This is a genomic window from Deinococcus carri, assembly GCF_039545055.1.
Lineage (GTDB): Bacteria > Deinococcota > Deinococci > Deinococcales > Deinococcaceae > Deinococcus > Deinococcus carri.
In genome coordinates, this window is the sequence record NZ_BAABRP010000001.1 from 143,957 (window position 1) to 156,486 (window position 12,530).

General features: G+C 72.7%; 10 protein-coding genes. 6 read left to right on the top strand and 4 right to left on the bottom strand.

The genetic code is table 11. The annotated features are described in order from the left end of the window. Nucleotides 1-22 precede the first annotated feature (22 nt). Complete coding sequence (gene hslO / locus ABEA67_RS00800) at nucleotides 23-934, bottom strand: Hsp33 family molecular chaperone HslO (protein WP_345459419.1); 912 nt, start codon at nucleotides 932-934, stop codon at nucleotides 23-25. Nucleotides 935-1,320: 386 nt separating this feature from the next. On the opposite strand from hslO, the gene ABEA67_RS00805 reads away from it, so the two are divergent. From ABEA67_RS00805 to ABEA67_RS00815, 3 genes are all read left to right on the top strand, one after another. Next, nucleotides 1,321-3,162, top strand: a complete 1,842-nt coding sequence (locus tag ABEA67_RS00805; RefSeq protein WP_345459422.1) for an ABC transporter substrate-binding protein — start codon at nucleotides 1,321-1,323, stop codon at nucleotides 3,160-3,162. Between the two features lie 80 nt (nucleotides 3,163-3,242). Then, nucleotides 3,243-3,941 (top strand): response regulator, encoded by a 699-nt coding sequence (locus ABEA67_RS00810; protein WP_345459424.1) that lies wholly within the window; start codon nucleotides 3,243-3,245, stop codon nucleotides 3,939-3,941. 80 nt (nucleotides 3,942-4,021) lie between these two features. Beyond that, nucleotides 4,022-6,913 carry a GAF domain-containing sensor histidine kinase gene (locus tag ABEA67_RS00815; RefSeq protein WP_345459426.1) on the top strand — a complete coding sequence of 964 codons (2,892 nt, stop codon included), beginning with the start codon at nucleotides 4,022-4,024 and terminating at the stop codon, nucleotides 6,911-6,913. 3 nt (nucleotides 6,914-6,916) lie between these two features. On the opposite strand, the gene ABEA67_RS00820 is transcribed toward ABEA67_RS00815, so the two are convergent. Together ABEA67_RS00820 and ABEA67_RS00825 are read right to left on the bottom strand one after the other, a co-directional pair. Next, nucleotides 6,917-7,426 (bottom strand): hypothetical protein, encoded by a 510-nt coding sequence (locus ABEA67_RS00820; protein ID WP_345459428.1) that lies wholly within the window; start codon nucleotides 7,424-7,426, stop codon nucleotides 6,917-6,919. Nucleotides 7,427-7,496: 70 nt separating this feature from the next. Further along, nucleotides 7,497-8,606 carry a YkoP family protein gene (locus ABEA67_RS00825; protein WP_345459431.1) on the bottom strand — a complete coding sequence of 370 codons (1,110 nt, stop codon included), beginning with the start codon at nucleotides 8,604-8,606 and terminating at the stop codon, nucleotides 7,497-7,499. 72 nt (nucleotides 8,607-8,678) lie between these two features. On the opposite strand from ABEA67_RS00825, the gene ABEA67_RS00830 reads away from it, so the two are divergent. Continuing rightward, nucleotides 8,679-9,869, top strand: a complete 1,191-nt coding sequence (locus ABEA67_RS00830) for a glycosyltransferase family 4 protein (RefSeq protein WP_345459434.1) — start codon at nucleotides 8,679-8,681, stop codon at nucleotides 9,867-9,869. Here the strand turns inward: ABEA67_RS00830 and ABEA67_RS00835 are convergent. Then, nucleotides 9,835-10,512: a glycosyltransferase family 2 protein gene (locus ABEA67_RS00835; RefSeq protein ID WP_345459437.1), complete on the bottom strand. Its 678-nt coding sequence runs from the start codon at nucleotides 10,510-10,512 to the stop codon at nucleotides 9,835-9,837. The genes ABEA67_RS00830 and ABEA67_RS00835 overlap by 35 nt on opposite strands. A 62-nt stretch (nucleotides 10,513-10,574) precedes the next feature. On the opposite strand from ABEA67_RS00835, the gene ABEA67_RS00840 reads away from it, so the two are divergent. Next, nucleotides 10,575-11,789, top strand: a complete 1,215-nt coding sequence (locus tag ABEA67_RS00840; protein WP_345459440.1) for an MFS transporter — start codon at nucleotides 10,575-10,577, stop codon at nucleotides 11,787-11,789. A gap of 4 nt (nucleotides 11,790-11,793) precedes the next feature. Further along, on the top strand, nucleotides 11,794-12,504 hold the full coding sequence (locus tag ABEA67_RS00845; RefSeq protein WP_345459443.1) for a polysaccharide deacetylase family protein: 711 nt from the start codon (nucleotides 11,794-11,796) through the stop codon (nucleotides 12,502-12,504). The last annotated feature ends 26 nt before the right edge of the window (nucleotides 12,505-12,530 follow it).

Genomic DNA, 12,530 nt, shown 5'->3' on the forward strand with positions numbered 1-12,530 from the left:
GTGATGGTGTGCTGTGGTGTGCCTACGCCTGGGCGCGCTCGCGCTGGGCGTCCAGGCTGGCGATCTCGCCCGGCGTGATCTGGTAATGCTCGCCGCACCAGTGGCAGATGATCTCCTGGCCGCCCTCGTCGCGCATCTCCTGGCGCTCGGCGGGGCCGAAAAAGCGCAGGCTCTCCAGCGCGCGCTCACGCGAGCAGCGGCACTGGAAACGGGCGGGCTGCGCTTCCGGGGCCAGCACCAGGTCGAGGCCCGCGGCGGCGGCCTGGAGGGTTTCGAGCAGGCTCCCGCGGCGCAGGTGGTCGGTGATCTGCCCCATGCCGCGAATGTTCGCTTCCAGCCGGGCGAGCGTCTCCTCGGTCACACCGGGCATGGCCTGCACCAGCAGCCCGCCCGCGCGGTGAACCCGCCCGCCTTCCTCGTACACGCCCAGCAGCACGGCATTCGGAATCTGCTCGGACACGCCCAGGTAGGTGCTGACATCCTCGGCGATCTCGCCGCTCGCCAGGCGCACGCTGCCGGTGTACGGCTCGCCGTTGTCCAGCAGGCGGGTCACGGCCAGCTCGCCGTCGGTGCCCACGATGCCGCTCACGTCCAGCTTGCCGTCGCTGGCGCGCACCGGCAGGTCGGCCCCAGGTTCGCGCACGTAGCCGCGCACCCTCCCGTCGGCGCTGCCCTCGGCCACGATCCAGCCCACCGGGCCGCCGCCCTGAATCCGCAGGGTCACGCGGCTGTCGCTCTTTTTGCCCAGCACGACGGCCAGCAGGGCACTCGCGGCCAGGGCGCGCCCCAGCGCCGCCGTCGCCGTCTTGCTGAGGTGGTGGCGCAGCCGGGCGTCCTCGACGATCTGCGTGGCGTCGATGCCCACGAAGCGCAGGGTGCCTCCCGCCGCCGTGCCACGCAGCAGGAAGGAGTTCGGGCGAGCGTCTGAAGTCATTAGGAAACCTTACAGCAAGGCACTCAAGGACGGTGTGGGAGGCCTCTCAATCGGGGGCCTGCCACGGCCTGAGAAAAATGAACCCTGCTGGACCGCCCGCGCGCCGGGGCCAGCGGGAAAGACTCCGAGCTGGCAGGCACTCAGGCTGACCCGGGCCTGTTCCGAGCAGCCGCGGCTTTTGAACCAACTCGGACGAAACTCTCATAATTGGACCCTAGCCTGGGGCTGTTTCCCTGACGGGAAGGGCGGGCCGGGTCGCTGCCGGGAGCCGAGGCTCTCTCCGAACTGGCATGGCCGCTAGGCTTCTTGACTCGGCGCGGATGGCTTTCATCCGGCCCGGCTCGGCGCTCTGCCCGCTATTTCTTGAGTCCCACGAGGAGCCATTCATGACGATTCACCACCGCCGTCCCCTGGGCCTGCTGGCCCTGACCACCCTGGCGCTGACGCTGGCCGCCTGTGACAAGCCCAATGCCAACACCACCAGCACGGACACCACCACGACCAGCACCGACACGACGGCCTCCACCTCCGGAGCGGGCAGCACGGGCGCTGCCGCGGGCGGCGACCGCTCGATTCTGGTCGTGCAGGAAAGCTCGGACATCCCCACCCTGGACCCCGGCACCAGCTACGACACCGGCAGCGGCCAGATCGTGGAAAACCTCTACGAGACGCTCCTGACCTACAAGGGGGGCAGCCTCTCGGAGCTGGAACCGCTGCTCGCCACCAAGTGGGACGTCAGCAACGGGGGGAAGACCTACCGCTTCACCCTGCGTGACGGCGTGAAGTTCCACACCGGCAACCCCTTCAAGTGCGCCGACGCCGAGTACACTTTCCGCCGCAACCTGGTCACCAACACCAGCAGCAGCGGCAACTGGTTCCTCTCGGAAAGCCTGCTGGGCACCCCCAGCAATGCCAACGACGACAAGAGCATCACCTGGGACAAGATCGCGAACGCCGTCAAGTGCGACGGCGAGACGCTGGTGTTCACGCTCCCGCAGACCGACCCGGCCTTCCTGGCGAAGCTGGCCTACGCGGGCCAGGGCATCGTGGACAGCGCGCACGCCAAGGAGATCGGCGAGTGGGACGGCACGGAAGCCACCTGGCAGGCCGCGGTGGGCAAGGACCTGACCGACAGCGCGCTCTCGCGCAACCCCAGCGGCACCGGGGCCTACCGCTTCGTGAGCCGCGACGCCAACAACTTCCGCGCCCAGGCCTTTAACGACTACTGGGGCGACAAGGCCAAGATCACGAACGTGGTGATTCAGAAGGTGCCCGAACTGGCCGCCCGCCAGCAGGCCTTCCTGCGCGGCGACGCCGACCTGATCGAGGCCGGGACCCGTGCCAACATCGAGGCGCAGCTCAAGGGCAAGCCCGGCGTGGTGATTCTGGACGACCTGCCCAACACCACCGCGAGCGGCCTCGCGATGAACCAGAACATCCAGGCCAAGGATCGCCTGGGCAGCGGCAAGCTCGACGGTCAGGGCATTCCCGCCAACTTCTTCAGCGACGCCGACGTGCGCCGGGCCTTCGTGTCCTCCTTCGACGTGGACACCTACATCAAGCAGGTGCAAAACGGGATGGGCAAGGCGCGCAACTTCCTGCTGCCCGATTCCTTCCCCGGCTACAACCCCGAGGTCGCCGCGCCCAAGTTCGACCTCGCCGCCGCCAAGGCCGCCTTCCAGAAGGCCTGGGGTGGGCAGGTCTGGCAAAACGGCTTCACGGTCAACGCGACCTACCGCGCGGGCAGCCAGGGCGCGCAGACCGCCATGGAAATCCTGAAGAAGAACATCGAGTCGCTGAACCCCAAGTTCCGGGTGAACATCCAGCCCAAGCAGTGGAGCGAGATCCTGCAAGACGCCGACAAGGGCCGCGAGGCGCTCGTCGTGACGGCGTGGGCACCCGACTACGCCGACCCCGACAACTTCGTCTCCACCTTCTACAGCAGCCAGGGCTTCTACCACCCCCGCGTGGGCTTCAAGGACCCGCAGATCGACAGCTGGATCCAGGAGGCCCGCAGCACCACCGACGCCGAGCGCCGCAACCAGCTCTACACCCAGATCGCCGAGCGCGCCCGCGATCAGGCCTACTACATCCTGATGCCCAGCAGCCCGGCCATCTTGCCCTACCGCGACAACCTCCAGGGCTTCAGCAAGGACGACTACAACCCGATGCTCTCCTTCAGCACCTTTGGCACGGGGACGCACTGGAAGGACCTCAGCAAGAGCTGATCGAACCACCTTCCGCCTACAGGGCTTTGCAGCAGGCCGCCTCCCGGTGTGGGGGCGGCCGTTTCCCGTATTCTGCGGGCATGCACGACGCCGACGCCCCCGATGCCGATACCCCCGAGACCCAGACGCGGCCCATCACCCTGCTGCTGGTCGACGATCATCCGGTGGTCCGCAAGGGCACCCGCGAACTGCTCGAGGGCGAGGCCGACCTGCGGGTGGTCGGGGAGGCCGAGAGCGGCGAGGAGGCGATCCGGCAGGCCCGGTCGCTGACCCCCGACGTGATCCTGATGGACGTGTCGATGCCCGGCATGAACGGCATCGAGGCGACCCGCGCCATCAAGGCCGAGCGGCCCGGTGTGGGCGTGCTGGTGCTGACCAGCTACGACGACGACGCCTACGTGTTCGCCCTGCTGGAGGCGGGTGCGGCGGGCTACCTGCTCAAGAATGCCAGCGAGGACGACCTGCTGGGGGCCGTGCGCGCCGTCGCCGCCGGGGAAAGCGCCCTGCACCCCTCGGTCGCCCGTAAGGTGCTCGAACGCTTCAGCACCCACCAGACGCCCACGCCCCCGGAAGACGCCCTCAGCCCCCGCGAGCTGGAGGTGCTGCGTGTGGCCGCCACCGGCCGCACCAACAAGGAGATCGCCCGCGACCTCGACATCAGCCCCCGCACCGTGCAGGTCCACCTCGCCAACATCTTTTCCAAGCTGGGGGTGGGCAGCCGCACGGAGGCGGTGCTGTACGGGATCAAGCGGGGGTGGATCGACCCGAAGAGTTTGTAGGGGAGAGGAGTTAGGAATCAGGTATCAGGAAGAGCCAGCAGGTGCAGTAGCTTGAGCCTGGTCTCTCCTAACCCCTCCTCATGACCCTCGCCTTCCCCCCCGACCTCAGCGCCGCGCCCACCGTGCGGGCCTTTGGGCTGGCGCTGGCCGGGTTCGCGTGCCGGGCGGTGCGGGCACACGGGGTGCAGGTATGGGCGGTGATAGGCGGGTCGCTGGTGGTCGTGGGCGAGGAGGGCCGGGGGCTGGGGCTGAGTGACGGGACGCTGGCGGCGCGCTCGCTCGCCGGGGGGCAGCCGCTGGCCGAGGGGATGCTGAGCTGCCTCCCCTTTGGCGGGGGCGTGCTGGAATTCGTGGGAGCGGACCCGGAGGGGGTGGAGGCGCTCGCGGGCCTCGCGCCGCTGCTGGCGCTGGCGCTGGAGGGGGTGCAGGCGCGCGAGGTGCGCCGGGGCCGGGGCCGGGTGGCCGAGACGGTCGAGCAACTGGTGCGGCGGCTGGGCGGCAGCCTGGACCTGCCGGAGGTGCTGACGGCGACGGCGGAGACGGCGGCCCTGGCGCTGGGCTTCGGGCGGGCCTTTGTAGGGCTGTTCAGCGAGGTGGGCGAGGGGCGGGCGCGCACCGGGGAGGTGTTCACCTACGGCTTCGACTCGGCCTTTACGGGGGGCATCGGGGTGGGGCCGGTGTCGTTCGGGCGGCTGGTGGACCGCGGCGAGGTGATTCACTACGAGCGGGCGCGCGACCTGGGCACCCCGCTGGCGGCGGGCCTGGCCGAACTTGGTCCGGAAGTGGCCCTGATTGCGCCGCTGCGGGCGCGGGGCCATCCCCTGGGCGTGCTGTACGTGGACAGCCTCACGCGCGGCGCGCGGGCGAGCGAGGACGACACCTGGCTGGTGCTGGCGCTGGCCGAGCAGGCCAGCCTCGCCATCGACAACGCGCGGCTGTACGCCACCGAGACCCGCAAGCGCGAGGCCGCCGAGGCGCTGCGCGAGGCGGGGGTGGCGCTGGCGGGCAGCCTGCACCTCCCCGACACGCTCTCGCGGCTGCTGGAGCGGGCCGTGTCCCTGTTCGGGGCCGACGCGGCGGCGGTGTACGAGCGGCAGCCCGACGGCCGCACCCTCACCATCCGCAGCGCCGTGGGCCTCTCCAGCGAGTACATGCTGCGGGTGCGCGCCAAGGTGGGGGCGGGCGTGACCGGGCGCGCGGTGGAACGGCGCGAGACGGTCGCCGCGCGCGACCTCACCCGCGAGCATCTGGGCGGGGGCAGCCGCTACACCCGGCAACTGCTGGCGGCGGGCCGCTATCCCTACCGGGGGGTGGTGGGCCTGCCGCTGGGCACCCGCGCCGGGGTGTTCGGGGCGCTGACGCTGTACTGGACTGAGCCACTGCCCCTGGACCTGGACGACCTCGCGATCGCCGAGGTCTTTGCCGCCCAGGCCAGCCTCGCCATCGAGAACGCCCGGCTGTACGAGGAGGAGCTGCGCCGCGAGCGCGAGGCCGCCGTGCTGCTGAACGTCGGGCGGCTGCTGGGCGAGGACCAGAGCGACCGGGCGCTGGCGGAGGCCGCGCGGCTTTCCACCCTGGCCCTGAACGCGGCGCGCGGCCTGATCGCCCTGACCGGCGAGGGGGGCGAGGTGACGCGCTGCGCGACCTTCAACCTCCACCCGCCGGGAGCGGCCGAACTCGCCTCGCTGCTCGCGCAGGTGGGGCGCGGCCCCCGGCCCCTGACGCGCCGCCACGCCCTCCCGGTCGCGGGCAGTGCCCTGATCGTGCCGCTGCACGGCGACCCCGGTGCGGGAGGCCGCCCGGATCACCTGCTGGGCTTTCTGTACGCCGACGACCCCGGCAGTGCCGCGCCGGGCGACCGCGTGCTGGCCCTGTCGCGCAGCGTGGCCGACCAGATGGCCCTGACCCTGTCGCGCGAGCGGCTGCTCTCGGCCCTGGCGCGGCAGGAGGCCCGCTACCGCCAGCTCGCGGAGGGTGCCCACGACCTGATCCTGAGTTCCGGCCCCGGCGGCGAGATCACCTACGCCAACCCCGCCGCGACCCGCCTGCTGGAGCCGCTGACCGGGCCGCTGCTGGGCGCGAACCTGCTGCGGCTGCCCACGCCCGCCTCCCGGCCCGCGCTGCAAGCGGCCTGGGAGGCCGTGAACACCCACCCTGCGGGGGGCCGCGCCGAGATCGAGGTGGGACCCTACCGCCTGGAGGTGCGCCTCAGCGCTGTGCGGCAGGCCGGGGCACCCCACAGCGTGCTGACGGTGGCCCGCGACCTCTCCGAACTCCAGACGCTGGCCGCCGAGATTCAGCGCCGGGGGCAGGCGCTGGAGGCCGCCACCAGCCGCACGCTGGAGCTGCGCTCCTACCTCACCCTCTTTACCCAGGCGCAGGAGGAGGAGCGCCGCCGCATCAGCCGCGAACTCCACGACGACACCGCGCAGGTGCTGGTCGCCACCTCCCGCCGCGTGGGCCGCCTGGCGCGTGACCTCGCGGGGCCGCAGCGGGAGCGCGCCGACGACATCCTGGGCGACCTGCAACAGGCCATCGAGAGTGTGCGCCGCTTTGCCCGCAACCTGCGTCCCAGCGTGCTCGACGACCTCGGCCTGCTGCCCGCGCTGGAGTGGCTGGCCGGGCAGGCCCGCACCGACACCCGCCTGGAGGTCAGCGGGGCCGAGCGCCGCCTCGCACCGGCCCTGGAACTCACGGTCTTCCGCCTGGCCCAGGAGGCCCTGACCAACGTGGACAAGCACGCCCGCGCCAGCAGCGCCGCCATCCGCGTCGCCTTCGACGTGGGGGAGGTGCGCGTCGCCATCACCGACGACGGCCAGGGCTTCACCGCCGAGCAGGCGCAGGCCCGCGCCCAGGCCGGCCACCTGGGCCTGCTCGGCCTGCGCGAGCGCGTGACCCTGGCCGGGGGCGACCTGGCCGTGGACAGCGACCCTGGCCGGGGCACGCGGCTCACGTTCACCCTGCCGGGCTGAGCGTCACAGCACGTTCTGGACGGTGGTCGTGGGAACGGCAGATGGCGTGGGCGGCCCCTCCCCCGGCAGGCTCTCAGGAAAGCTGCGGCCCGCCTGTTCCGTCCCCTTCGGGCGCGCGAAGGCTTCCAGGGCGCGCGCACCTGCCCCGGCGAAGACCACCCCCACCAGTGCGGCCGCGAACGCCTGAAACTGGGTGCCTAGCGAGGCATTGAGCGTCTTGTCGTAGGCCGTGACCAGGGGGGTGGTGTTGCGGGCCTCCACCTGTGCCCGGTACACCGCCACCTGCCCCGTATAAACCTTGACCTGTTCGGCATAGAGGGCCACCTGAAGCTCGGTCGCGGTGGGTGGGGGTGCGGCGGGAGCGGTGGGTGCGGGCGGCATCTCGGCGGCGTGTGCCGCGCGGGAGAGCAGCGTATTGGCGTGCCAGAGGTACATGCCAATCAGGGCGGCCAGCCACAGCAGCAGCAGCCAGCGGAAGGGGGCGGTCAGAACGGGGGCAGGCGGGGTGGACATGCGGGAACCTCCTTGACGCCGGGGACACCCTCACTTTAGGGCGGGCGCAGAAAGGGCGGCGCGGTCCCCCTCACCCATGCCGCGCCAGAAAAGCCTCCCGCGGCATCCAGGCCAACTTCGGCTCCGTCTCCGAGGGGCCGGTGGTCGTGCCGTACACCGCGCGCATCAAGCGAAAGCCCAGGCCGTACACGCGGGCGCGCAGCGGCGGCAGGGGCACCAGGGTGAAGCCGTTCTTCTCCAACGGCCCGTGAAAGAGGGTCACGGCGAAGACTGCCTGCGCCTCCCGCAACTCGGGCCGTTCGCGCAGGGCGTGCGCCACGTCGCGCAGGGACCGCTGGTAGGCGCGGTAGGCCCTCAGGGCGCTGCGGGAGGTCAGGCCCACCAGGCGCGGGCTGTGCAGGTGCAGCTCGGCGGCGGGCGTGCCGGGTGGGAAGGGCAGCTCCGGGGGAACGGGCTGCGCCGCCACCCGCATCACCGCGTCCGCCCGTTCGGTAAGGGGCACGACGCCGTGTGCCCGCTCGAAGCGGTCGTCCACCAGGCGGCGGTAGAGGTGCAGCAGCAGGTCGCGGGGCGTGGCGGGCCGCAGCCCCGGCAGGTCGCGCACCGGCACCAGGCGGTAGCCCAGCTTCTTCAGACGCGCCAGCGTGGGGGCGAGGTCGCCGGGCGGCACACGTAGCGTCAGGCCCGGTTCCGGGCTGGGGGAGGGGAGGGGCAGCGGATGGACGCCGCGCCGCGCGAGCCAGGCCAGGTGCGGGCGGCCGAGGTCGGCCTCCTCCAGCGCCCAGGCCGTCACGGGATGGCCCGCCGTCACCTCCAGCAGGGGGAGGTCGCGCGGCTCACCCCAGCCGGCAATTTCGTGCCCGGCGCGGGTGGCGGCCCACACGTCCTGCGGCATCCGGGCGGCGAGCGCGGGCGGCAGCAGCAGCGTGGCCCGGACCTCCGCCTGGGCGAGTGTGGTCAGCGCCTCCCGGAGTTCTGCCGCCGCCTGCACCGGAACCGTGAGGCCCAGGTACGGGTCGCCGGGGTGGCTGCCGTGCAGGGCACCGTAGGCCCCGGCGCGGGTAAGGGCCAGCCACAGGGACCGGGCCGGAGCGGGCAGAGCGCACATGGCCCGACTGTAGCGGCTCGCGTTGCCCTGCGCGTTGCCCTGCACGGCGGCCGACCCTGGCCCGCCTCTCATGTCCGGCGTCGTATGCTCCTGTCTAGTGATGCTTCCGCTTTCCTTTCCCTCCCCGGCGTGCAGGCGAGCAGCATGAAGCCCCTGCGCATCGGGCTGTTCACGGACACGTTCCTGCCCGACCAGAACGGCATCGTGACCAGCGTGGGCCTGCTCAGCGACGAGCTGCGCGCGCGCGGGCATCACGTGGATGTGGTGGCCCCCTTCTTTCCGGAGCAGCAGGACACCCGCCCGGACGTGCGCCGCGCGCCCAGCGTGCGCTACGTGTTCCTGCCGACCTACCGCCTGGCGTGGCCCACCCGCCGGGACTTCGAGCAGAAGTACGACCTGATCCACACCCACACGCCCCTCACGCTGGGGCTGGCGGGGGCGCGGCTGGCCCGCAAGTGGAACGTGCCGCACGTCGCCACCTACCACACCCATATCGAGGCCTACACCCACTACGTGCCGGGCCTGACCGTGCTGCAACGGCAGACGCGGGTGGTGACCCGCCTGATGGGCCTGTACTACCGCCGCGCCGACGCCGTGATCACCCCCACCGCCGCGATGCTGGACGTGACCCGCGAGATGGGCGTCCGCCACCCGGTCGTGATTCCCACCAGCGTCGAGCCGGAGGTGCTGCGTTCGGCCCCACCCGTAGAAAGTCCCTGGCCCGCCGGAACCCGCCGCCTGCTGACGGTCGGACGGCTGGCCCGCGAGAAACGCTTCGACCTCGTGCTGGACACGCTGGCGAACCTGCCGGACGCGCACCTGGTCGTTCTGGGCGAGGGGCCGGAGCGTGAGCATCTGCTGCAGCACGCCGAACGCCTGGGGGTCGCGGGGCGGGTGAGCTTCCTGGGTGTGAAGCCCTGGACCGAGATAGGCGCGTACTACCGCCTGGCCGAACTGTTCCTGTTTGCCAGCGATACCGAGACGCAGGGCCTGGTTCTCCAGGAGGCGCAACTGATGGGCGTGCCGGTCGTGGCGGTGGGGGCGCGGGGCACGCTCAGCGGGGTGGCGCAGGGCCGCAGCGGCTACCTCGTGCCGCCGGGCGACGTGGCGGCCCTGACACGCCGCGCGCAGGCCGTCCTGGGTGACGGGCGGCTGTGGCGGCGGCTGTCGGAGGGGGCACGCGCTTTCGGCACCGCCTGGACGCCCGGCGGGGTGGCCGAGCGGGTGCTGGACGTGTACGCCAGCGTGCTGGGCGTGCCGCGCGAGATTCCCTTTCCCGAGGCGGCCAGCGTCCAGACGGCTAGTCCCCGAAGTACCCTCGCCTATGACCGCTGAGGTTCAGCGCGTGCCGCCACAGGAACGGCAGCCAGCCCCCCTCCAGCCGGCGCGCGCTCGTCTCGACCAGCGCGCCCGGCACATACGCCACCTCGCCCAGTTGCCCCAGCGCCCGCCCCAGCAGCACGTCCTCGTAGGCTTCCACATCGGGATAACCGCCGACCAACTCTGCCGCCGCGCGCGAAAAGGCCATGTTGGCCCCCGCGAGGTTGGGCCGGCCCGCCAGTTCGCAGGCCCGCAGGAAGGTGCCGTAGCCCAGTTCGGAGCCGGCCCTCACCGGCCGCGACACGCCGCAGAAGCGCATCGGGCCGTAGAGGGCCACCCGGCCCGGTGCCGCGTCCGCTGCGCCCGCCAGCCGGGCCAGCCACTCGGGGGCAGGCAGCGAGTCGGCGTCGGTCGAGGCGACCCAGGGGGTGTGGGCGGCGTCCAGCCCGGCCTGCCGCGCGCGGGCAATGCCGCGCACCTCGCAGGACACCACCTGCGCGCCCCACGCCCGCGCCACCCCGGCCGTCCCGTCATGGCTGGCGTTGTCCACCACGATGACGGCGGCGGGGCGCTGCGTCTGGCGTTCGAGGGCGCGCAACGTCAGGGGCAGGTACTGCGCCTCGTTGCGCGCGGGAATCACGACCGTGAAGTCCGGCACCGCGCCAGGGTAGCAGCCTCCCGCGAACTGTGCATCTGCCCCCGTGGCCGCGGGGGGGGTAGATGACCCGCCGCCTCCCCCCCCTGCCGCTGCGCCGGGATGCGCTCGGCAGTGTCGCGGCCACCGCACTGACCCTGGCCTGCGCGGAGTTTGTCCGCAGTGGCCTCTACGCCGCCTACCTGCCGCAGGCCGCGCCCCGTGACCTGGGGCTGCCCCTGACCGCGGTGGGGGCTGCCTGGACCGCCCACTTCGCCGCCGACACGGTGATGCGCGGCCCGGCCGGGGCCTTGATCGCCCGCTTCGGCCTGCGGCCCGTGATGTTCGGGGGGGCGCTGCTGAGTCTGGGCGCGCTGGCGCTGCTGCCGCTGGTCCACAGCGTCTGGCTGCTGGTGCTGATCGCGGCGCTGCACGGCATCGGCTTTTCCACCATGTGGCCCGGCACCATGAACCTGACCGCCGAGGCCGCCCGCCCCGGCTACCAGGGCCGCGCCCTGACCTTTGTCAGCCTCACGGTGATGCCGCTGGTGGGGGCCGGATTCCTGCTGTTCGGGGCGGTGGCGGGGCGGGCGGACCGCTGGCCCTACCTGCTGGCGCTGGGGGTGCAGGGGCTGGGCCTGCTCACCGCGCTGGCGGTGCCGCTGCGTGCCCCCAGGGCCGCGGTCCAGGAAGAGGCTCCGCCGCCCGCGGGCCAGGGCGTGCGCGCCTCGGTCCGTGCCCTGGTGCCGCTGCTGCCCGCCGCCTTCATGCAGACGCTGACCCTGACGCTGCTGGGGCCGCTGCTCTTCACGATTGCGCCGCAACTCGGCGTGAACTACTGGGGCATGGTCGCGGTGCTGGCGGTGGGCGGCGCGGTGGCCTACGGCAGCCTGCCGCTGACCGGACGGGTGGCCGACGGCGGCCACGCCCGGCTCGCGGTGATGCTGGGCTTCGCGCTGCTGGGGCTGGCGCTGGCCGGATTCGCCGCCACGCCGCCCGCCTGGGTGCTGTACCCGCTGGCGGTGGTGGCCGGGGTGGGCTACGCCTTCATCATGCCGGGCTGGGCGGCCCTGGTGACGGGCACCCTGCCCGAGGCCCAGCGCCCCGCCGCCTGGGGCGTCCTGATGACCGTGGAGAACGCCGGAACCGCCCTCGGCCCCCTGGTGGGCACCTTCGCCTTTCAGCGCCTGGGCGCGACCGGTCCCTTTCTGACCGGGGCGGTGCTGGCCCTCACCACCGCCGCCGGGTACGTCCTGTTCCGCCGCGCCTTTCCGGAGCGCCGGGACGCGCAGCCCACCTGACGCGATGCGGCGCGGCTGGCTGGTTCCTCTGGGGCGGGCGCTTCTCGCTGTCCTGCTGGCCGATGTGCTGGGGCGTGCCGCTGGTTGGGGTGCCCTCGGCGCGGGGGGCCGTGAGTTCCCACGGGTGGCCCTCACCTTCGACGACGGTCCCAGCGAGCAGACGCCCGCCCTGCTGGCCGTCCTCGCGCGGCACCGGGCACCCGCCACCTTTTTCGTGACGGCACCCGCCGCCGCACGCTGGCCGGAGCACCTCCGGGCCTTGCAGGCGGCGGGGCATGGGGTGGAGGCGCATGGCCGCTGGCATACCCACGCCCTCCTGCTTCCGCCCTGGCGCGAGTGGGCGCAGGTGCGCTGGCATCCCCGCGCGGGCGAACCCCGCCCCCACCTGTACCGCCCGCCCTACGGGGGGCACAGTCCCCTCACGCGGCTGCTGGCCCGGCTGGCCCGCCGCCAGCTTGCCCTCTGGGATGTGGAGGGCCGCGACTGGACCCCGCAGCCCGCCGCCGACCTCGCCGCGCAGACCCTGGCCCGCACCCGCCCCGGCAGCGTCATCCTGCTGCACGACGGTCCCGCCGTCACGCCGGAGCTGCTGGACGCGCTGCTGAATGGTTTACGGGAACGCGGCCTGACCCCGGTCCTGCTGGCCGACCTTCCCCCGCGCCGCATCGGGTGGTGGGAGGGGCTGGGGCGGCTGGGGGCGAGTTACGGGGGGTGAGGGGAAGGCGGAAGGTAAATGGCAGA